The organism is Streptomyces sp. NPDC096324, from assembly GCF_044763015.1.
Taxonomy (GTDB): Bacteria; Actinomycetota; Actinomycetes; order Streptomycetales; family Streptomycetaceae; genus Streptomyces.
The window spans coordinates 685,109-704,370 of sequence record NZ_JBIWFK010000004.1 but is presented as its reverse complement, the minus strand read 5'-3'; the positions used below and the strand labels follow the sequence as shown (position 1 = coordinate 704,370).

Below are 19,262 nucleotides of genomic sequence, written 5' to 3'. Positions count from 1 at the left end.
ACCTCCAGAAGCAGAGTCCTGACGATCCGTCAGTTCCTGGCGTGCTGCGACTGTACGACAACGGCCCCCCGCCGGAAAGGGCGAGGGGCCGTCGCGAGAACGAGAAGCTGATCAGCCGCGCTGGATCCCCGAGGTGTCCTGAAGCACACCACGACGACCGTCCTGCGTCTGCGCCACGATGGTCGCGCCACGCTGCTCGACGGCCAGGTACCAGGTGCCCGGAGCCAGTTCGGCGATCGGCGTCGAGGCGCCTTCCTCCGAGAAGAGCGGCCGGGCGACCGGGACGGCGAACCAGAACGGCGAGAAGTCCTGGGCCGGCGACTGCGTCTGCGGAGCCGACGGCTGGCTCGGCTGACCGCCGAACGGCTGTGTGGGCTGCGAGGGCTGGGCGCCGTAGGGCTGCTGGCCGGGCTGACCGGGCTGGCCACCGGGCTGCGAGGCACCCGGGTAGCCGTAACCACCCTGCGGCTGACCGCCGTAGGGCGCCGGGGCGATCGGCGTCGGGGCGCCCACGAGGGCGGCCTGGAGGGCCGGGACCAGCGGGGTCGCGACGGCCGCGCCGGCCAGGACGAGGGCCGCGATGAAGCCGAGGATGAGACCGGCGGCGGCGCTGGCGCTGTCACCGACGTCCACGAGCGACCAGAACAGGGTCCACGCGACGAGAATCGTGAACGCCACGCCGACCGCGCCCAGGTCGAGCCCGAGAACCTTGCGGGGCTGCGGCAGGCAGCGGTTGACGACGATCAGGGCGGCGCCGATGACCCCGCCCATGTAGACGCCGAGGCCGTAGCCGAGGTTGTCCCAGGCGTTCACGTTAACGCTGTACCCGGAATACGAGTAGAGGTGCAGGAACGACGCGATGAAGAGCAACACCGCTGCTCCGATCACCACGCCGTCGCCTCGAGTGAGGGAGCGGATATTCACTTCAGGTCCTTCGTCAGTCGTCTCGTCGTCGGTGAGGCATCGCAGTACGCCGTGTCGCCGAACATGGTGCCGTTGTCGGGACTCGGTGTGAAGCGCGGGGGGTGGCCCTTTATCGTACGGACGACACTATCGTCCGGACGATCAGGGTGTCCGCCGGGTTGGGACCGTAGATCACTACCCGTGCAGGAAACCAACGATTCCTTCAGAGATCCCCCGTGCCGCTTTCTCACGCCAGGCGCCACTGGTGAGCAGCGCAGCGTCCTTCGTATCGCGCATGTTGCCGCACTCGATGAACACCTTCGGAACCGTTGACAGATTGAGACCGCCGAGATCCTTACGGACCACCAGTCCGGTGCCGTCACCGACGTAGTTGGAGGGCGCGCTGCCCGTCTCGCGGACGAACAGGCCGGCGATGTGCTCGCCGAGGTCGCGGGAGGCGGAGACGATCGGGCGGGTGTCGGCGGCCCCCGCGTGCACGGACGCCGGAAGGATCACGTGGAAGCCGCGGTTGCCGGCCGCCGATCCGTCGGCGTGCAGGGAGACGACCGCGTCCGCGTGCGCCGCGTTGCCGATACGGGCGCGCTCGTCGACGCAGGGGCCGAAGGAGCGGTCGCCGTCCTGGGTCAACTTCACCGTGGCGCCCTGCTTTTCGAGGATGGCCCGCATGCGGTGCGCGACGTCGAGGGTGAACCGGGCTTCCGTGTAACCCGCGTTGGTCGACGTGCCGGTGGTGTCGCACTCCTTCCAGTTCGTTCCGATGTTCACCTTGCGGTTGATCTCGGACGCGTGCCGGAAGTTGTCGGGGTTGTGCCCCGGGTCGATGACGATGACCTTGCCCTTGAGGGAGCCGGACGCGGCGGGCTTCGAGGACGAGGGCGAGGAGGAGGGCGAGGGGGGTGCCGAGGACGTACTCGGCTTGCCGTCGTCCGTCGTGGAGGCGGACGACGGAGCGGAAGGGGAGTCGGAGCCGGGCGCGGAGGACGAGGCCGGGGAGACGGCCCGGTCGGACCCGCCCCCCGAGTCGTCTCCCACGGTCTGCCACACCAGGTATCCGGCCAGTGCGCCGGGTACGAGCGCGGCGAGCGCGACGGTGAGCGGACCCCGCCGGGAACGGCGAGGTCGGGGCGGTTCGAAGTCTGGGCCTACGTACGACACGTCAGCGACTCTAACCGTGCGCTCAGATCCCTGCTCCGGTTCGCCGCAGTACGCGCAGTGAGCCGGTCGCCGAGGCCTCGGTGAACGCGCCCGATTCCAGGGCCCGGAGCCAGACGCGGTACGGCGCCTGGCCGGTGAACTCGTCGACCGGGTCCGGGAACACGTCGTGGATGACGAGGAGGCCGCCCTCGGCGACATGCGGCGCCCAGCCCTCGTAGTCGCCGCTCGCGTGCTCGTCGGTGTGGCCGCCGTCGACGAAGACGAGACCGAGGGGCGTGCCCCAGAACGCGGCGATCTGCGGCGAGCGGCCGACCAGCGCGACCACGTGCTCCTCCAGGCCCGCCCGGTGCAGGGTGCGGCGGAAGGTGGGGAGCGTGTCCATCAGGCCGATCTCCGGGTCGACCGTGGACGGGTCGTGGTACTCCCAGCCCGGCTGCTGCTCCTCGCTGCCCCGGTGGTGGTCGACCGTGATGGCGGTCACCCCGGCCTCGCGGGCCGCGTCCGCGAGCAGGATCGTGGAACGGCCGCAGTAGGTGCCGACCTCCAGGAGCGGCAGGCCGAGCCGCCCGGCCTCGACCGCGGCCGCGTGGAGCGCGAGACCCTCACCGCGCGGCATGAACCCCTTCGCGGCCTCGAAGGCGGCGAGGATCTCGGGCTTGGGTGCCGAGGACATGGGGTTTTCCTCCATCGGTGCGAACTCCATCGGTGCGAACAACGGGTACGCGCAGCATCGTGCACCACACCCCCGCCGCGTGGGCGGCGGGGGTGGCGATGATCACTCGCGGGAAGCCCGCGCGTCAGGCCGTGACGTCGGCGTTCTCGCCCGGGAGCGACAGGTCGAGGGCGACCGGCCGGTCGTCGCCCGTGTGCGTGGCCGACGAGGCGAGCGGGCCGTGTCCGGTGGCCCGTGCGGCGAGCACGTACGAGCCCTGGGCCGGCACGGCGAGCGCGTAGCTGCCGTCCTCGGCGGAGAGGGTGGCGCCCGCCTGGCGGCCGCGCCGGTCGATCAGGGTGACCTTGGCGCGGGCGACCGGGCCGCCCTCGGCGTCCAGCACCCGGCCGCGGAAACCGCCGAGCACCTCGTGCGCCCGCTCCAGCGCCGCGTCCTCCTCGCTGCTCGCCACCAGCGAGGGCTTGGTGGCCGGGTGGCGGCCCGGCAGGAACAGCGCCATCAGCAGGCCGACCGCGACCGCGCCCGTGGCGATCAGGAAGGACACGTGGAAGCCGCGCATGGTCGGGACGGCGACTCCGCCGACGTGGTGCGCCGTGTTGGCGAGCACCATGCCGATGACGGCGCTCGACACCGAGGTGCCGATGGAACGCATCAGGGTGTTCAGACCGTTGGCCGCGCCGGTCTCCGAGGCCGGGACGGAACCGATGATCAGGGCGGGCAGCGAGGAGTAGGCGAGGCCGATGCCCGCGCCGAGGATCACCGCGATGACCAGTGACTGCCAGGCGGCGCTCATCAGGCCGAGGCCGGCGCCGTAGCCGATGCCGATGATCACCATGCCGATGATCAGCGTGACCTTCGGGCCGTACTTCGCCGACAGGCGGGCGTACACGGGCGCCGTGACCATCATCGTCAGGCCGAGCGGCATGACGAGCAGGCCCGCGCTCACCATCGACTGGCCGAGTCCGTAGCCGGTGGACTTCGGGAGCTGGAGCAGTTGCGGCAGGACGAGGGAGACGACGTAGAAGGAGACGCCGACCATGATCGAGGCGAGGTTGGTGAAGAGGACGGCGGGGCGGGCCGTGGTGCGCAGATCGACCAGCGGGGCCTTCAGGCGCAGCTCCATCACGCCCCACAGGAGCAGCACGGCGACGGACGCGCCGAACAGGCCGAGGGTGGTGGGCGCGGTCCAGCCCCAGTCGCTGCCCTTGGTGATCGGCAGCAGGAAGAGCACGAGTCCGATGGACAGGCCGATCGCGCCGAGCACGTCGAAGGTGCCCTTGGCCCGCATCGGGGACTCCGGCACGACGAGGAGGGTGAGGGCGATGGAGAGGACGCCGAGGCCGGCGGCGCCGTAGAAGAGGGCGTGCCAGTTCGCGTGCTGGGCGACGAGGGCCGCGGCGGGCAGCGCGAGTCCGCCACCGACGCCGATGGAGGAGCTCATCAGGGCCATCGCGGAGCCGAGCTTCTCGCGGGGGAGCAGGTCGCGCATCAGGCCGATGCCGAGCGGGATCGCGCCCATCGCGAAGCCCTGGAGCGAGCGGCCCACGATCATCGGCAGCAGGGTGCTGGTCAGCGCGCTGATCAGGGCGCCGATCACCATGATGGACAGGCTGGTCAGCAGCATGCGCCGCTTGCCGAAGAGGTCGCCGAGGCGGCCCATGATCGGGGTGGCCACGGCACCCGCGAGCAGGGTCGAGGTCAGGACCCAGGTGGCGTTGCTGGGAGCGGTGTCCAGCAGCGTCGGCAGATCCTTGATGACCGGGACGAGCAGGGTCTGCATCACCGCGACAACGATGCCCGCGAAGGCGAGCACCGGCACGGTCGCGGCGCCGGGCCTCGGCGCGGGCCGGCCGGTCGTCGTGTGCGTCATTGAGGGGGGCCTCCAGGCCATAGCGAAGGGAGCTCTCGGGAGCGGAGCGAGGGGGGTTCCGTGCGGATGCTGGGGGACGGTCGGCCGGGGTGATCCATGGGGATGCGGGGGCGTCGGTCGGGTGATCCACGCGAGGTACGTGCAAGGGGAACCCGGTGTGCCCGGGCAACTATTCCGATGCTTCGGCGTACTAACGAATTCTTGACCGATCCATGGGTATCTGACCTATCGTCAGAATGGAACGTGTTCTAGTCTGGCGCCGATCCACGCACCTTGGGCCTTTGGGGAGGCATGCATGGGCATCGCGGTCACGCCGGAGCAAGGGGAGCTGGCCGAGGCCGTGCGCGGCTGGATCGCCCGCGCCGTGCCGCCCGAGGAGGTCCGCAAACTCCTGGACGTGCCGGGCGTCGGCAGACCTCCGTTCTGGGACGCGCTGGCCGCGCAGGGGCTGCTCGCCGTGCACCTGCCCGAGGTGTACGGGGGTGGCGGCGGCGATCTGGTCGACCTCGCCGTCGTCGTGGAGGAGGCCGCGCGGGCGGCGCTGCCCGGGCCCTTCGTGGCGAACGCCCTGGCGTCGGCGGTGCTGGCGGCGGAACTCGCGGCGGAACCGGGCCCGGCGGGTGATTCCATGCGGGAGCCGGGGCGCGCCGGTCTCGTACGGGCTTCGGGGCGCGCCGGTCTCGTACGGGCCCTGGGGTGCGGGGAGCGCATCGGCGCCGTCGCGTTCGGCGCCGGTTCCCTGACGGCTCTGGCGGTGGACGGCGGATACGTGCTGGACGGGACGGCGCCGCCGGTGCTGTCCGGCGCCGACGCGGACGTACTCGTCCTGGCGGCGACGATCGCCGGGCCCGCCCGCCTCCGCGACGCGGGCGGCACGCTCTGGCTGGTGGTGGACGCCGCCGGCCTGGCCGTCCGGCCGCACGGGAGTGCCGATCCGACCCGGGCGACCGCCGAGGTCCGGGCCCAGGGGTTACGGGTCCCCGCCGACCGCGTCCTTGCGGTCGACCCGTCGCTGGTCCGGGACCTCGCCGCCGTCGTCCTCGCCGCCGACGCCTGCGGCACCGCCGCCTGGTCGCTGGAGACGGCCGCCGGGCACGCCAGGGTCCGCGAGCAGTTCGGCCGCCCGATCGGACACTTCCAGGGCGTCAAGCACCTGTGCGCCGACATGCTGCTGCGGCTGGAGCAGGCGAGAGCCCTCACCTGGGACGCGGCACGCGCCGCGCAGGAGCCGCCCGGTGTACGGGAGCTGGTGGCCGCGCTCGCCGCCGGTACCGCCCTCGACGCCGCCGGTTCCTGCGCCAAGGACTGCGTCCAGATCCTCGGCGGCATCGGGTTCACCTGGGAGCACGACGCCCATCTGTATCTGCGCCGGGCCCTGGTGGCACGGCAGTTGCTCGGCCCCGGGAGCGGACACCTGCGGCGGGCCGTACGGCTCGCGCGAGACGGCGTACGGCGCGAACTGCGCCTGGAGCTGCCACCGGAGGCCTCCGCGTACCGGGCCGAGGCCCGTGCGACGGCCGACCGGGTGCGCGGGCTCGCACCGGCGGAGGTCCGCCGGGCGCTGGCGCCCACCGGCTACGCCGCCCCGCATCTGCCCCCGCCGTACGGCCTCGGCGCGGGCCCGGTCCAGCAGCTCGCCGTGCAGCAGGAGCTGACCGCGGCCGGAGTGCGGATCAGCGACCTGGGGATCGCGACCTGGGTCGTGCCCTCCCTCATCGCGCACGGCACCCGGCGACAGCAGGAGCGCTATCTGCTGCCCACCCTGCGCGGCGATGTCCTGTGGTGCCAGCTCTTCTCGGAGCCCGGCGCCGGATCCGACCTCGCCTCGCTGCGCACCAGCGCCGAGCGCACCGCCGACGGGCGATGGCGCATCAACGGCCAGAAGGTGTGGACGAGCGCGGCGCAGTGGGCCGACCACGGGATCCTCCTCGCCCGGACGAACCCGGCCGCGCCCAAGCACAAGGGGCTCACCTACTTCGTCGTCGACATGAAGACCACGGAGGGCATCGACATCCGTCCCCTGAAGGAGATCACCGGGGACTCCCTCTTCAACGAGGTCTGGTTCGACGACGTGCTGCTGCCCGCGGACGCGGTCGTCGGCGAGGTCGACGACGGCTGGCGGGTCGCCCGCAACACGCTCGGCAACGAACGCGTCCACATGGCCGACCAGTTGACCTTCGACACCGGCCTGGAGGCGCTGATACCGGCCGACGTCGACGGTCCCCGGCTGGGGGCGTTGCTGGCCGAGGCGCACGCCCTGGCCTGCGTCACGCTGCGCACCACCCTGCGCCGGGTCTCCGGCGTGGAGCCGGGCGCGGGCGCCTCCGTCCGCAAACTGGTGCAGACCGCGCACCAGCAGAAGGTCGCCGAGCTCGCGCTCGAACTCCTCGGCCCCGAAGGCGCGTTGTGCGAGGGCCCCGGCGAGCGGGCCGTGCACGGGTTCCTGCTCTCCCGGTGCCTGACCATCGCGGGCGGCACCACCCAGGTCCAGCTCAACGTCGTCGCCGAGCGCCTGCTCGGCCTGCCACGGGACTAGGAGCGTGCCATGAGGACGTACGTCGTCGGTGTCGGTATGACCAGGTTCGAGAAGCCCGAGACCAGGGGGTGGCAGTACTGGGACATGGTCCGCGAGGCCGGCTCCAACGCCCTGGCGGACGCGGGGATCTCCTACACGGACGTGGAACAGGTCCCCGTCGGCTACTGCTTCCAGCCGTCCACCGCCGGTCAGCGCGCCGCCTACGAACTCGGCCTGACCGGCGTGCCCGTCTACAACGTGAACAACAACTGTGCCACCGGGGCGAGCGCGTTGATGCTGGCCCGGCAGTTCGTGGAGGGCGGCGTCAGCGACTGCGTCCTGGCGCTGGGCTTCGAGAAGATGAAGCGGGGATCGCTCGGGTCGGGCGCCGACGGCGGCGACTTCTCCACCTCGCCCGTCGCCCGCCACTACGGGATCATGGCCGCCCGGCACGGCTTCGAGATGTCCCCGCCCACCGCGCAGATCTTCGGCGACGCGGCCCGCGAGCACATGGAGCGGTACGGCACGACCGAGGCCCAGCTCGCCGCCGTCGGCGCCAAGAACCACCGCCACTCGGCGCACAACCCCTACGCCCAGTTCCAGGACGTGTACTCCGTCGACGAGATCCTCGCCGCCAAGGCCGTGCACCGGCCGCTGACCAGACTCCAGTGCTCGCCCACCTCGGACGGAGCCGCCGCGGCCGTCGTCGTGTCCGAACGGTTCGCCGAGCGGCACGCGCTGGAGGACAAGGCGGTCGAAATCGTCGCGCAGGCGATGGCCACCGACACCGAGGAGTCCTTCGCCTCCGGCTCCTGCATCGACGTCGTCGGCCGGCCGATGTCGCGGGAGGCCGCGCGCCGGGTCTACGAGCGCTCCGGGCTCGGCATCGAGGACGTGGACGTCGTGGAGCTCCACGACTGCTTCTCCGTCAACGAACTGCTGACCTACGAGGCGCTCGGCATGTGCGCGGAGGGGGAGTCGGGCGAACTCGTCGAGTCCGGGGCGACGACGTACGGCGGACGCTGGGTGGTGAACCCCTCCGGCGGGCTGATCTCCAAGGGCCACCCCCTGGGGGCCACCGGGATCGCGCAAGTGGCCGAACTGGTCTGGCAGCTGCGAGGACAGGCCGAGGCGCGCCAGGTCCGGGGGGCACGGGTCGGGCTGGCCCACAACATCGGACTGGGCGGCGCGGCGGTGGTCACGCTGCTGCGCAGACCGTAGGGCCCGCCGGGCGTCGCCGGGCGCACGCGGCGCCGCGGACACCGACCTAGGTCCGGTGTCCTACGTCCCGCTGCGCCGAAATACCGATGCAAGGAGCGTCAGTGGGTTGAGAGCATGACAGCCATGCTCCGAGCCGCTGAAGACATCCGGACGACCGCCCGTACCGCCCCGCCCACCTGGGTGGTGATCGCGCTCGCGTGTGCCGGACAGTTCCTGGTCGTCCTGGACGTGTCCGTCGTCAACGTGGCCCTGCCGTCCATGCGCACCGACCTGGGGCTGAGCGCCCCTGGACTGCAGTGGGTGGTGAACGCCTACTCCATCGCCTTCGCCGGATTCATGCTCCTCGGCGGGCGGGCCGGTGACCTGTACGGGCGCAAGCGGATGTTCCTGGTGGGTCTCGCGCTCTTCACGCTCGCCTCGGCCGCCGGCGGCCTCGCCCAGGAGGGCACCCAACTGCTCCTGGCGCGCGCCGCGCAGGGACTGGGAGCCGCGGTGCTCGCCCCCTCGACCCTGACGATCCTGACGTCGGCCGTCCCCGAGGGCGCGGCACGCGCGCGGGCCATCGCGACCTGGACCGCCGTGGGCGCCGGTGGCGGCGCGGCGGGCGGGCTCGTCGGCGGACTGCTGGTCGACGGGCTGTCGTGGCGCTGGGTGCTCCTCATCAACGTGCCGGTCGGCGCCATCGTGCTGGCCGGCGCGGCGTACCGGCTGGTGGAGAGCCGGGCCGGGGACGGGCGGCGGCTCGACCTGCCGGGCGCGCTCCTGGTGACGGCGGGACTCGCGACCCTGGCGTACGGGATCGTGCAGACGGAGGCCGAGGGCTGGACCGCGGCGGCGACACTCGTACCGCTGTGCGCGGGAGCGGCCCTCATCGGGGTCTTCCTGGCCGTCGAGGCCCGGACCAAGGCGCCGTTGATGCCGCTGAAGCTGCTGCGGCTGCGCTCGGTGTCGTCGGCGAACGCGGCCATGTTCGTCTCCGGCTCGGCGATGTTCTGCATGTGGTTCTTCATGACGCTGTACGCGCAGAACGTGCTCGGCTACTCGCCGCTCGGCGCGGGCCTCGCCCTGGTGCCGAGCTCGCTCGCCGTGGTCGTCGGCTCGAAGTCGGCGCCCCGCCTCATGCCGGTCGTCGGGGCGCGCAACGTGGCGGTCCTCGGCACGCTCCTGGCCGCGGCGGGCTTCGGCTGGCAGTCGACCATGACGGCGGACGGCCCGTACCTCACGGCCATCATGCTCCCCGGCGTCCTGATGATGGCGGGCGCAGGTCTGGCCGCGACACCGCTGGCCGCGATCGCGACCTCGGGCGCGGTGCCGGAGGACGCGGGAGTCGTCTCGGGCCTCGTCAACACCTCGCGGGTGATGGGCGGTTCCCTGGGACTCGCGGTCATGTCCACGATCGCGGCGGCCCGTACCGGGGGAAGCGTCTCCGGGGAGGCGCTGACCGCCGGGTACGCGCTGGCGTTCCGCGTCAGCGGCGTGATGCTGCTGGCCGGGGCCGTCCTGATGCTCTCGTGGCTGCCGCGGACGACGTCTCGGCGGTGAGGCAACGAAATCAGGTGCCCGTGGACTCCTTCAGTCACTAGGAGGTTCCCATGGGGGTTCGGAAACAGGCTCGGGACGAGGAGTTCCAGAGCTTCGTCGTCGGCCGCTGGCCGCGGCTGATGCGTACGGCGTTTCTCCTGACGGGGGAGCAGCACGCCGCCGAGGACCTGGTCCAGACGACACTGGAGCAGGTGTACGTGGCATGGCGCCGGGTCGGCTCGGCCGACGAGCCGGACGCGTATGTGCGGCGCATGATGATCAACGCCCACGCTCGAAGACACCGCAGAAAACTCAAGGAGTTCCTCGCGCCGAAGGACGACTCGGGGATCGGGGGCGAGGTACCCGACAGCGACGACCCGATCGCCCGCGCCGACGACCGCGGCGCCCTGATCACCGCGCTGGCCGGGCTGCCCCCGCGCCAGCGCGAGGCGGTGGTCCTGCGCTATTGGGAGGACCTGAGCGAGAGCCAGGCGGCCGAGGCGATGGGCTGCTCGGTGGGCGCGGTGAAGAGCAACGCGGCCAAGGGCATAGCGAAGCTCCGTGCCGTACCGGGACTGGCGGACACGATGGCGCAGGGAGGGCGGATCCGATGAGCGCGGACCGGGAGACGAATCACGACATGGCGGCGACGGACGCGGACATCTCCTTCCTGCTGGCCGAGGCGGCGGACGAGGTCGAGATCGGTACGGCCCCCTACCAGGCGGTGCTGCGCGGCGGCCGGCGCCGCAGGGCGCGCCGCTGGGCGACGGCGGCGGCGGTCGCCCTGGTCGTGGCCGGGTCCACGGGGACGCTGGCGCTGACCGGCGGCAGCGGCGACGACGCCAAGGGGGTCGTGCCGGCCGGCCCCCTTCGCCCGTCGATCAGCCCCGGGACCGGACCGGGCGGCCTTCCGGAGGAGTGGCGGACCCTCGGGCCACGGGGCACCTTCGTGTCGCAGTGGACCAACCCCGACGACAAGACATGGACTGTCCTCGTGGATATGTGGCCGGCGCCGAAGGACGAGGCGGAGGCCCGGAAGCAGCGCACGATGATGACCCAGTACGGCGTCACGCCGACGGGTGCCAGGGACGCTCCGGACGTCGCGGACAAGAAGTGGGCCTTCGTCAGCGTTGTCCGGGTGGGAGTAGGGCCCTCGAGGGACACGATCGACGGAGCCCAGAGGAAGGATCCGTTCTCGGGCAAGGACATCGAGGCCTTCTCGCTGCCGCTCGACGCCGAGGCGGCCAAGGAGATGAAGAAGCCTCCTCAGGGGCTCGTGATCGGCAAGGTCGCCCAGACCGCCAAGGAGGTCACCTGCACCTGGGATGACGGCACGACGGTCGAGGCCCGGAGGGTCCCCCACCGGGGCACCATGCTTCCCTATGGCGTTCCGAACCTGATCTGGCGGGTGCCCGGTTCCCTGCCCGACTGGTTCGTGTGTGTGGCTCCGGAGGGCAAGGGCCGCGGGCCGGGGACGGCGAAGGTGACCAAGTAGCGGGGGCAGCCGCTGAAGGACGAGGCGGTGGCCACCGCAGGACACCCGGCGGCGGCCACCGCCATGACCGGGGGCGAACCGGCCCTCGCCGCGATCCGGGTGAACAGGCCCTACAGCCAGCCCTGTTGGCGGGCCTCCCGCATCGCCTCCATGCGGTTGCGGGTGCCCGTCTTGCCGATCGCGGACGAGAGGTAGTTGCGGACGGTCGATTCGGAGAGGTGCAGCTTCCCGGCGATGTCGGCGACGGTGGCACCGTCCACCGAGGCCTTCAGCACGTCGCACTCGCGGGCCGTGAGCGGATTGGGGCCGGCGCTCAGCGCGGCGGCGGCGAGCGCCGGATCGATGACGGTCTCCCCGGTCAGCACGCGCCGGATCGCCTCGGCCAGTTCCTCCACGGGTCCGTCCTTGACCAGGAACCCGGCGGCGCCCGCCTCCATGGCCCGGCGCAGATAGCCGGGGCGCCCGAAGGTGGTGAGGATCAGCACCCGGCAGTCGGGCGCCTGCTCACGCAGTTCGGCGGCGGCGTCCAGCCCGCTCATCCCCGGCAACTCGATGTCCAGCAGGGCCACGTCGGGCCGGCCGACCAGCACCGCGTCCACGATCTGGTCGCCCGCGGACACCTGCGCGACCACCTCGATGTCCGGCTCCATCCCGAGCAGCAGAGCGAGCGCCCCACGCATCATCTGCTGGTCCTCGGCGAGCAGGACACGGACGGACTTGGCGGGCCGGTGGTCCCGGGGCATCTCGTTCACGCGGCCAAGCGTAAGGCGAGAGGCGTGTCCCGCGGATCGCCCCGCGCGTTACGGCGGACCCCGGGAATCGTCGCCGTCCCCGTCCGCGCGTCTTGACGGCCCCCGGCCACGGGCAAATAATCGCCTCGGAATTCAGCGCTCCCCTTGGCCATTCCCGAGCCGGGCAGTTTTCTGCAAACGTTCGGAATTTCGACCGGGAATTGGTTCGGCATATCGATCGAACGATGTCCGGTATTTCGACCGGGCACCCGCACTGTCCTACCAGGAACGGAAGAGGTGCACCGTGTTGTCATCCTTCGTGCGCTTACGGCGCCTGAGGAACACAGTCCTGGCCGTGCTGTCGGTGATGGCGGCCGTCGTCGCGTTCGCCGTCGGGGCGCCGCGGGCCATCGCCGCGGGGTCGCTCCCGTGCGACGTCTACGCCGCCGCCGGCACCCCCTGCGTCGCCGCGCACAGCCTCGTCAGGGCGCTCTACTCCTCGTACAACGGCTCGCTCTACCAGGTGCAGCGCGCCTCCGACGGCGGCACCGCGAACATCGGTCTCCTCGCGGCCGGCGGGTACGCGAACGCGGCCGCGCAGGACACCTTCTGCGGCGGCACCACCTGCATCGTCACGAAGATCTACGACCAGTCGTCGCGCCACAACGACCTCACGATCGAGGGTGCCGGCGGGGCGGGAGCCGCCGATGTCGGGGCGCCCGCGGACGCCCTGCCGGTGACCGCCGGCGGCCATCAGGTCTACGGTCTGGAGATCTCCGCCGGCATGGGCTACCGGGACAACTCCACCTCGGGAGTCGCCACGAACGGTGCCGCCGAGGGGATGTACATGGTGACCTCCGGCACCCACGTCAACGGGAGCTGCTGTTTCGACTACGGCAACGCCGAGACCAACAACCTCGACACCGGCAACGGCCACATGGACGCGATCAACTTCGGCACCGAGTGCTGGTTCTCGCCCTGCTACGGCCAGGGCCCGTGGGTGCAGGCCGACCTGGAGAACGGGCTCTTCCAGTCGGACGCCGGATACAGCAGGAACACGTCGAACACCGGCACCGGTGCGATGCCGTTCGTGACCGCTTTGCTGAAGAACAACGGTCAGGACCATTTCGCGCTGAAATACGGCAACGCCCAATCGGGCGGTCTCACGACCACCTATTCCGGCGGTGAACCCACCGCCGGAGGCTACTCGCCCATGCACCAGGAAGGCGCGATCGTCCTCGGCACCGGCGGCGACAACAGCAACGGTTCCATCGGGTCCTTCTTCGAGGGCGTCATGACCTCGGGCATCCCGACGGACGCCGCGGACAACCAGGTGCAGTCGAACATCGTCTCCGTCGGCTACGGCGGCTCGACCGGCAGCACGGGCTCGCTGACGGCCGGGTCCGAGATCTCGCTGCGCGCGACCACCTCGTGCTGCACGACCGGCTACATCCGCCACCAGAACAACGCGGCGGTCGTCTCGACGATCACGTCGAGCAGTTCGGCACTCGACAAGAGCGACGCCACCTGGATCGTCCGCCGGGGGCTCGCCGACAGCTCCTGCTACTCCTTCGAATCACGGAACTACCCGGGCGACTTCCTGCGGCACTTCGACTACCGGCTCACCCGGCAACCCATGACCGGCACCACGCAGTTCAGGCAGGACGCCACGTTCTGCGCCCAGACCGGCAAGAGCGGTACGGGGACCTCGTTCGCGTCGTACAACTACCCGACGAGATACCTCCGGCACTACAACTACAACGTCTACATAGCGAGCAACGGCGGCACGAACGCCTTCGACACCGCCACCTCGTGGACGGACGACGTGAGCTGGGCCGTCACGTCACCCTGGGCACCGTAGCCCCGGCCGCCCGGCGGCGGGCCGGCCCACCGGGCCCGCCCGCCGCCGCGCGGTGTTCCGTCCCTCAGACCGACGCCTCCGTCAAATCCGTCACCTCCACCGGGAGTTCGGCCCTCACCTCGAAACCGCCGCGCGCCGTCCGGCCCGCCCGCAGGGAGCCGCCGGCCGTCGCGAGGCGTTCGGTGAGGCCCTTGAGGCCGGTTCCGCCGATGCCCGGTTCGGGGTCCGCCGGGGAGGCGTCGGTGCCGTTGTCCGAGACGGTCAGCCGGACCAGGTCCGCGGTGCCGTCGACGGTGATCTCGCACCGCGTCGCGTCGCTGTGGCGCACGACGTTGGTGACGGCCTCGCGGAGCACCCAGCCGAGCAGGGCCTCGGTCTGCGGGACCAGCGGCGGCCCCGACTGCCGGACGACCGGCTCCACCCGCGCCGCGGACAGCGCCGAGCGGGCCCGGTCCAACTCCGTGGCGAGGCTGCCCTCGCGATAGCCGGTGACCGCCTCGCGGATCTCCGTCAACGCCTGCCGGCCGACCGACTCGATGTCCGTGACCTGCACGAGCGCCGCGTCCAGATCCCGGGGAGCCAGCCTGCGGGCCGCCTCCGACTTCACCACGATGACGGAGAGCGTGTGCCCGAGCAGGTCGTGCAGGTCGCGGGAGAAGCGCATCCGCTCCTTCTCCACGGCCCGGCGCGCCAACTCCTCGCGGGCCGCCCGCAGTTCCCGCACGGCCTCGGACAGGGAGAGGATCGCGGCCGTCACCATCGTGGACAGGAAGGTGCCGTAGGCCACGTTCACCGCGTCCCAGCCCGCCCGGAAGACGGACACCGACGCGGCCAGCACCGTCAGACCGAACCCGATCTTCCCGAGCCAGGGGCCGCGCACCACCGCCCCGGTGGCCAGCCCGAGCAGCGGGAAGAAGTAGAGCCAGGTTCCGCCGTACCCGATGGCCAGCGCGCAGGTGACCACGCCCATCAGGACGAGCGCCACCCGGGTCGATCGGGCCTCCCGTGTCGGCTTCGTGAATGCCCGGAACGTCACGTAGATGTACAGCGAGTTGAAGGCCAGCAGGCCCACCGCGCCGACCCAGGGCTGCGGTGTCCTGCCCTGGAAGAGGTTGGAGAACGCGCCCATCCCCAGCAGCAGCCACGGCAGCAGCGCGAAGCCGGTCGGCGGCGGCCCCGGGTTCTCCGGCATCGCGCCGCCGCTCCTGCGCGCGGCCCGCTGTTCCTCCTTGAACCGCTCCATGTCGGCCTTCCAGCGACTCCGTTCGGCCCGCAACGCGCGGACCTGGCAGCCGATCCCTCTCATCCAGGACATGTCCCGCTCCCCGTTCAGACGGTTCGTGCGGATCGACGGTACGAGACCACGGCGTACGAACCGAACGCCAGCAGCCAGGCCACCAGTACCGCCACCGCCGTGAGGCCGGGTGCCCGGCCCTCGGTGACCGATACACCGAGCTGCGCGAACCGGTTCGTGGGCGTGTACGCGGAGACCGAGCGCAGCCAGCCGGGGAAGAGGGCGATGGGGAACCACAGGCCGCCCACCAGCGCCAGCCCCAGATTGCACACCATGTTCGCGACACCCGTCGTCTGCGCGGTCATCCGGTAGCCGTTGCCGAGGCCCAGCAGGGTGAACGGGACCGAGCCGAGCCACAGCAGCAGGGCCGTCGCGGCCCACTGCCAGACGTCCAGCCGTACGCCGTTGACCAGACCGCCGGCCGCGAGCACCGCGACGATCGCGGGCAGCACGGTCACCGAACCGGTCAGCGCCCGCCCCAGCACCACCTGGCGCGAGGTCATCGGGGTCACCCGGAGCTGCCGCAGCCAGCCGCTCACCTTGTCCTCGGCGACCCCGCCGCCCGTGTTCAGCGCCGAGCCGACCGCCCCGTAGGCGGCCATGCCGACCATCGAGGCCGTCTTCCACGCGCCGTCGTCGCCACCGCCGAGATTGGTGAACAGCAGATACATCATCACCGGCATCGCGACACCGCCGATCACGAAGCCGGTGTCGCGCAGCGTCCGGCGCACTTCGAGCCGCAGATAGTCGAACATCACACCGTCTCCCGGTCGCGCGAGGTGAGGGCCATGAAAGCGTCGTCCAGGGACGCGGGGACGACCTCCAGGCCGCGGACCGCACCCCGTTCGGCCAGCGCGACCACCGTCGCGTCCGAGTCGTCCGTGCGCAGCCGGGCCCGCCCCTCGCGCACCTCCACGGCGACCACACCCGGCAGCAGCGCCAGACCGTCCGGGTCGAGCCCCGCCAGGTCGAAGGAGACCAGATTGCCGCCCGCCGCCCGCCGAAGCTCCGCCCCGGTCCCGTTCGCGACGATCCGCCCCCGGTCGACGACGACGATCCGGTCGGCGTGCGCGTCGGCCTCCTCCAGGTAGTGCGTGGAGAACAGCACGGTGTGGCCGCGCCGGGCGTAGGCCCGCATCGACTCCCAGAACGCGTGCCGTGCCTCCACGTCGAGTGCCGCGGTGGGTTCGTCGAGCACGATCAGCGCGGGGTTCCCGGCGAGCGCCACCGCGAACCGCACCCGCTGCGCCTGCCCTCCGGACAGCCGGTCGACGCGCCGCCCGGCCAGTTCCGTGATGCCCGCGAGCCGCAGCGCCTCGGCCACCGGCAGGGGCGCCGGATAGCGTCCCGCCACGAAGGAGACCAGCTCCCGCACGGTGACCCGCGGCACCGGCCGCGTGTCCTGGAGCATCGCGCCGACCCGCCCGGCGCGCACCGACGCCTGCGGGCGGCCGCCGAAGAGGGCGACCGAGCCCTCGTCCGGCTCGTCCAGGCCGAGGAGCAGGGAGATCGTCGTCGACTTCCCCGCGCCGTTGCGTCCCAGCAGCGCCACCGTCTCGCCGCTCGCCACGTCGAGGTCGAGACCGTCCACGGCGCGCACGTCGCCGAAGGTCTTGACCGCACCCCTGAAGCGCACCGCGGGCGCCGTCCCCGTCACCGGCGGCGCGCACGTTCCCGCCGGCTTTCCCGCCGTCGTCCCCGTTGTCCGTGTCATGAGGACGACGCTAGAGGTCCGGGGCGGTGCCCCGGCAGATGCACTTGTCGGCGATCGGCCGGGACAAATGTCACGGCCGCCGACCGCGACGCGACCCGCCGCGGGCGGGCGGCGACTCGATCTGACATGGCGTCAGTAGTCTTCACAAGTGCTGGGCGCTCGGCTATACAAGGGTTCGCCGTACTGGAACGCGTTCTAGAACGAGCGGGTTCCACGGCCCGGAGTCGACCTCGGTGCGGCCGACGGTGCGGACGGCCGCACCGAGGTCTTTCGCGCAGTCGAGCAAGGAGCCCCATGCCCATTGACGCCGCCAAGGCCGTCGCAGCCCAGCCGCGGACCGGCGAGATCGCCTGGAGTCACAAGGACGTCCAGCTCTACCACCTCGGCCTCGGCGCGGGCGTCCCCGCGACCGACCCCGACGAACTGCGCTACACCCTCGAATCCCGGCTGCACGTCCTGCCGAGCTTCGCCACCGTCGCGGGCGCCGGCTCACCGGGCGTGATCAGCTCACTGTCCATGCCCGGCATCGACGTCGACCTCGCCCGCGTCCTGCACGGCGGCCAGAGCGTCCGGCTGCACCGGCCGATCCCCGCCGAGGGCAAGGCCACCGCCACCGGCCGCATCGCCGCCGTCTACGACAAGGGCACCGCCGCCGTCCTCGTCATGCGCACCGAAGTGACCGACGCCGAGGGCCCGTTGTGGACCAACGACGCCCAGATCTTCGTACGCGGCGAAGGCGGCTGGGGCGGCGACCGTGGACCCAGTGCCCGCCTCGAAGCCCCCTCCGGCCCACCGGACCGGACCGTCGAACGCCCGATCCGCGAGGAACAGGCCCTGCTCTACCGGCTCTCCGGGGACTGGAACCCGCTGCACGCCGACCCCGAGTTCGCCAAGCTCGCCGGCTTCGACCGGCCCATCCTGCACGGGCTGTGCACGTACGGCATGACGCTCAAGGCCGTCGTCGACACCCTGCTCGGCGGCGATGTGACCCGCGTCCGCGCCTACACCACCCGCTTCGCCGGAGTCGTCTTCCCCGGCGAGACCCTGCGCATCCGGATGTGGCCGGGCGACGGCACGGTCCGGGTGGCGGTGAGCGCGGTCGAGCGGGACGACGCGCCGGTCCTCGCCGACACCGTCGTCGAACACGTCTGACACCCGTACGAACCGTCCCGAGGGGAGCCGCACCATGCGCGCAGCCGTACTGCACGAGACAGGCCAGGACAAGCTCGAGGTCCTCGACGACGTCGAGGCGGTGGGCTTCGGGCCCGGCAAGGTGCGCATCCGCGTGCGGGCCACGGGACTGTGCCACTCGGACCTGTCCGCCATGAACGGCGTCCTGCCGCAGCCCGCGCCGTTCGTGCCCGGGCACGAGGGCGCCGGTGAGATCACCGAGGTGGGCGAGGGCGTCACCCATGTGAAGCCCGGCGACCGTGTCGTCATCTGCTGGCTGCCCGCCTGCGGCGCCTGTCCCTCCTGCAAGCGGGGCCAGACCGAACTGTGCCTGGCCGGCTTCATGAACGCGGGCACCCCCAACTTCAAGCGCCCCGGCGGCGACGTCTTCGGCTTCGCCGGTACCGGCACCTTCGCCGAGGAGGTCGTCGTCGCCGCCGGCTGCGCGGTCCCGATCCCCGACGACGTGCCCTTCGACATAGCCGCCCTGATCGGCTGCGGCGTCACCACCGGACTCGGCGCGGCCCTCAACACCGCCGACGTGGAGGCCGGTTCGTCGGTCGCCGTCATCGGCTGCGGAGGCGTCGGCATCTCCGCCATCCAGGGCGCCCGGCTCAAGGGAGCCGCGGAGATCGTCGCCGTCGACCCGGTCGCCTCCCGCCGCGAGGCCGCCCTCGGCTTCGGCGCCACCAAGGCCGTCTCGCCCGACGAACTCGCCGACGCCAAGCAGTCGGTGACCGCGGGCGAGGGCTTCGACTACGTCTTCGAGGTCGTCGGCAAGTCCGCCACCGCCCGCACCGCCTACGACCACACCCGTCGCGGCGGCACCCTCGTCGTCGTCGGCGCCGGCGCCATGGACGACGTCCTCCAGCTCAACATGTTCGAGCTGTTCTTCGACGAGAAGCGCATCCTGCCCTCCATGTACGGCGGCGGGGACGTCCTGCGTTCCTACGAGCGCACGATCGCCCTGTGGCGGGCGGGCCGCATCGACCTCGAAGGCCTGATCACCCACCGGGTGCCGCTGGCCGGGATCAACGAGGCGCTGGACCAGATGCGTTCGGGCACCGCCCTGCGGACGTGCATCGAGATCTGACCCGGGCGGCCGCCGGTGCGGACCT

Annotated in this window: 16 protein-coding genes; 8 read left to right on the top strand and 8 right to left on the bottom strand. The window is 71.8% G+C overall.

From position 1 onward, the window contains the following. Positions 1 to 111 precede the first annotated feature (111 nt). The 4 genes from ACIQ7M_RS13845 to ACIQ7M_RS13830 form a co-directional block, all read right to left on the bottom strand. Positions 112 to 891, bottom strand: coding sequence for a hypothetical protein (locus ACIQ7M_RS13845; RefSeq protein WP_403643382.1), 780 nt, complete (start codon positions 889 to 891; stop codon positions 112 to 114). A 207-nt stretch (positions 892 to 1,098) separates the two neighbouring features. Next, on the bottom strand, positions 1,099 to 2,079 hold the full coding sequence (locus tag ACIQ7M_RS13840; RefSeq protein WP_403643379.1) for an N-acetylmuramoyl-L-alanine amidase: 981 nt from the start codon (positions 2,077 to 2,079) through the stop codon (positions 1,099 to 1,101). Between the two features lie 22 nt (positions 2,080 to 2,101). Further along, positions 2,102 to 2,752 carry a class I SAM-dependent methyltransferase gene (locus tag ACIQ7M_RS13835; protein ID WP_403643376.1) on the bottom strand — a complete coding sequence of 217 codons (651 nt, stop codon included), beginning with the start codon at positions 2,750 to 2,752 and terminating at the stop codon, positions 2,102 to 2,104. A gap of 124 nt (positions 2,753 to 2,876) precedes the next feature. Then, positions 2,877 to 4,622 carry an MFS transporter gene (locus ACIQ7M_RS13830; RefSeq protein ID WP_403643373.1) on the bottom strand — a complete coding sequence of 582 codons (1,746 nt, stop codon included), beginning with the start codon at positions 4,620 to 4,622 and terminating at the stop codon, positions 2,877 to 2,879. Between the two features lie 295 nt (positions 4,623 to 4,917). On the opposite strand from ACIQ7M_RS13830, the gene ACIQ7M_RS13825 reads away from it, so the two are divergent. From ACIQ7M_RS13825 to ACIQ7M_RS13805, 5 genes are all read left to right on the top strand, one after another. After that, positions 4,918 to 7,158, top strand: coding sequence for an acyl-CoA dehydrogenase (locus tag ACIQ7M_RS13825; protein WP_403643370.1), 2,241 nt, complete (start codon positions 4,918 to 4,920; stop codon positions 7,156 to 7,158). 9 nt (positions 7,159 to 7,167) lie between these two features. Then, on the top strand, positions 7,168 to 8,358 hold the full coding sequence (locus tag ACIQ7M_RS13820; RefSeq protein WP_403643367.1) for a lipid-transfer protein: 1,191 nt from the start codon (positions 7,168 to 7,170) through the stop codon (positions 8,356 to 8,358). Positions 8,359 to 8,472: 114 nt separating this feature from the next. Continuing rightward, positions 8,473 to 9,900 (top strand): MFS transporter, encoded by a 1,428-nt coding sequence (locus tag ACIQ7M_RS13815; protein WP_403643364.1) that lies wholly within the window; start codon positions 8,473 to 8,475, stop codon positions 9,898 to 9,900. A gap of 50 nt (positions 9,901 to 9,950) precedes the next feature. Then, complete coding sequence (locus ACIQ7M_RS13810) at positions 9,951 to 10,493, top strand: SigE family RNA polymerase sigma factor (protein WP_403643361.1); 543 nt, start codon at positions 9,951 to 9,953, stop codon at positions 10,491 to 10,493. Then, positions 10,490 to 11,374 (top strand): hypothetical protein, encoded by an 885-nt coding sequence (locus ACIQ7M_RS13805; RefSeq protein WP_403643358.1) that lies wholly within the window; start codon positions 10,490 to 10,492, stop codon positions 11,372 to 11,374. Before ACIQ7M_RS13810 ends, ACIQ7M_RS13805 begins: the two co-directional genes overlap by 4 nt. A 110-nt stretch (positions 11,375 to 11,484) precedes the next feature. Here ACIQ7M_RS13805 and ACIQ7M_RS13800 read toward each other — a convergent pair whose 3' ends face one another. Next, positions 11,485 to 12,117, bottom strand: coding sequence for a response regulator (locus tag ACIQ7M_RS13800; protein WP_403643552.1), 633 nt, complete (start codon positions 12,115 to 12,117; stop codon positions 11,485 to 11,487). 355 nt (positions 12,118 to 12,472) lie between these two features. On the opposite strand from ACIQ7M_RS13800, the gene ACIQ7M_RS13795 reads away from it, so the two are divergent. Continuing rightward, positions 12,473 to 13,966: an alpha-L-arabinofuranosidase B gene (locus tag ACIQ7M_RS13795; protein WP_403643549.1), complete on the top strand. Its 1,494-nt coding sequence runs from the start codon at positions 12,473 to 12,475 to the stop codon at positions 13,964 to 13,966. Between the two features lie 64 nt (positions 13,967 to 14,030). Here ACIQ7M_RS13795 and ACIQ7M_RS13790 read toward each other — a convergent pair whose 3' ends face one another. Genes ACIQ7M_RS13790 through ACIQ7M_RS13780 form a run of 3 tightly spaced genes read right to left on the bottom strand, consistent with a single transcriptional unit; the run spans position 14,031 to position 16,896 of the window. Continuing rightward, a complete protein-coding gene (locus ACIQ7M_RS13790) occupies positions 14,031 to 15,281 on the bottom strand; it encodes a sensor histidine kinase (protein ID WP_403643355.1) in 1,251 nt (416 codons plus the stop codon). A 14-nt stretch (positions 15,282 to 15,295) separates the two neighbouring features. Then, positions 15,296 to 16,015 carry an ABC transporter permease gene (locus tag ACIQ7M_RS13785; RefSeq protein ID WP_355766329.1) on the bottom strand — a complete coding sequence of 240 codons (720 nt, stop codon included), beginning with the start codon at positions 16,013 to 16,015 and terminating at the stop codon, positions 15,296 to 15,298. Then, complete coding sequence (locus ACIQ7M_RS13780; RefSeq protein ID WP_355766392.1) at positions 16,015 to 16,896, bottom strand: ABC transporter ATP-binding protein; 882 nt, start codon at positions 16,894 to 16,896, stop codon at positions 16,015 to 16,017. The genes ACIQ7M_RS13785 and ACIQ7M_RS13780 overlap by 1 nt, the downstream gene beginning before the upstream one ends. Positions 16,897 to 17,268: 372 nt before the next feature. Here ACIQ7M_RS13780 and ACIQ7M_RS13775 point away from each other — a divergent pair, with 372 nt between their 5' ends. Together ACIQ7M_RS13775 and ACIQ7M_RS13770 are read left to right on the top strand one after the other, a co-directional pair. Further along, entirely contained in the window at positions 17,269 to 18,126 is an 858-nt protein-coding gene (locus ACIQ7M_RS13775; RefSeq protein WP_403643351.1) for a MaoC/PaaZ C-terminal domain-containing protein, read from the top strand. A 34-nt stretch (positions 18,127 to 18,160) separates the two neighbouring features. Beyond that, a complete protein-coding gene (locus ACIQ7M_RS13770) occupies positions 18,161 to 19,237 on the top strand; it encodes a Zn-dependent alcohol dehydrogenase (RefSeq protein ID WP_355774280.1) in 1,077 nt (358 codons plus the stop codon). Positions 19,238 to 19,262: the final 25 nt, after the last annotated feature.

Coding starts and splice junctions, on each gene's coding strand:
- ACIQ7M_RS13835 (WP_403643376.1), bottom strand. CDS start 2,752: ATGTCCTCGGCACCCAAGCCCGAGATCCTCGCCGCCTTCGAGGCCGCG.
- ACIQ7M_RS13830 (WP_403643373.1), bottom strand. CDS start 4,622: ATGACGCACACGACGACCGGCCGGCCCGCGCCGAGGCCCGGCGCCGCG.
- ACIQ7M_RS13825 (WP_403643370.1), top strand. CDS start 4,918: ATGGGCATCGCGGTCACGCCGGAGCAAGGGGAGCTGGCCGAGGCCGTG.
- ACIQ7M_RS13820 (WP_403643367.1), top strand. CDS start 7,168: ATGAGGACGTACGTCGTCGGTGTCGGTATGACCAGGTTCGAGAAGCCC.
- ACIQ7M_RS13815 (WP_403643364.1), top strand. CDS start 8,473: ATGACAGCCATGCTCCGAGCCGCTGAAGACATCCGGACGACCGCCCGT.
- ACIQ7M_RS13810 (WP_403643361.1), top strand. CDS start 9,951: ATGGGGGTTCGGAAACAGGCTCGGGACGAGGAGTTCCAGAGCTTCGTC.
- ACIQ7M_RS13805 (WP_403643358.1), top strand. CDS start 10,490: ATGAGCGCGGACCGGGAGACGAATCACGACATGGCGGCGACGGACGCG.
- ACIQ7M_RS13800 (WP_403643552.1), bottom strand. CDS start 12,117: ATGCCCCGGGACCACCGGCCCGCCAAGTCCGTCCGTGTCCTGCTCGCC.
- ACIQ7M_RS13795 (WP_403643549.1), top strand. CDS start 12,473: ATGGCGGCCGTCGTCGCGTTCGCCGTCGGGGCGCCGCGGGCCATCGCC.
- ACIQ7M_RS13790 (WP_403643355.1), bottom strand. CDS start 15,281: ATGTCCTGGATGAGAGGGATCGGCTGCCAGGTCCGCGCGTTGCGGGCC.
- ACIQ7M_RS13785 (WP_355766329.1), bottom strand. CDS start 16,015: ATGTTCGACTATCTGCGGCTCGAAGTGCGCCGGACGCTGCGCGACACC.
- ACIQ7M_RS13775 (WP_403643351.1), top strand. CDS start 17,269: ATGCCCATTGACGCCGCCAAGGCCGTCGCAGCCCAGCCGCGGACCGGC.
- ACIQ7M_RS13770 (WP_355774280.1), top strand. CDS start 18,161: ATGCGCGCAGCCGTACTGCACGAGACAGGCCAGGACAAGCTCGAGGTC.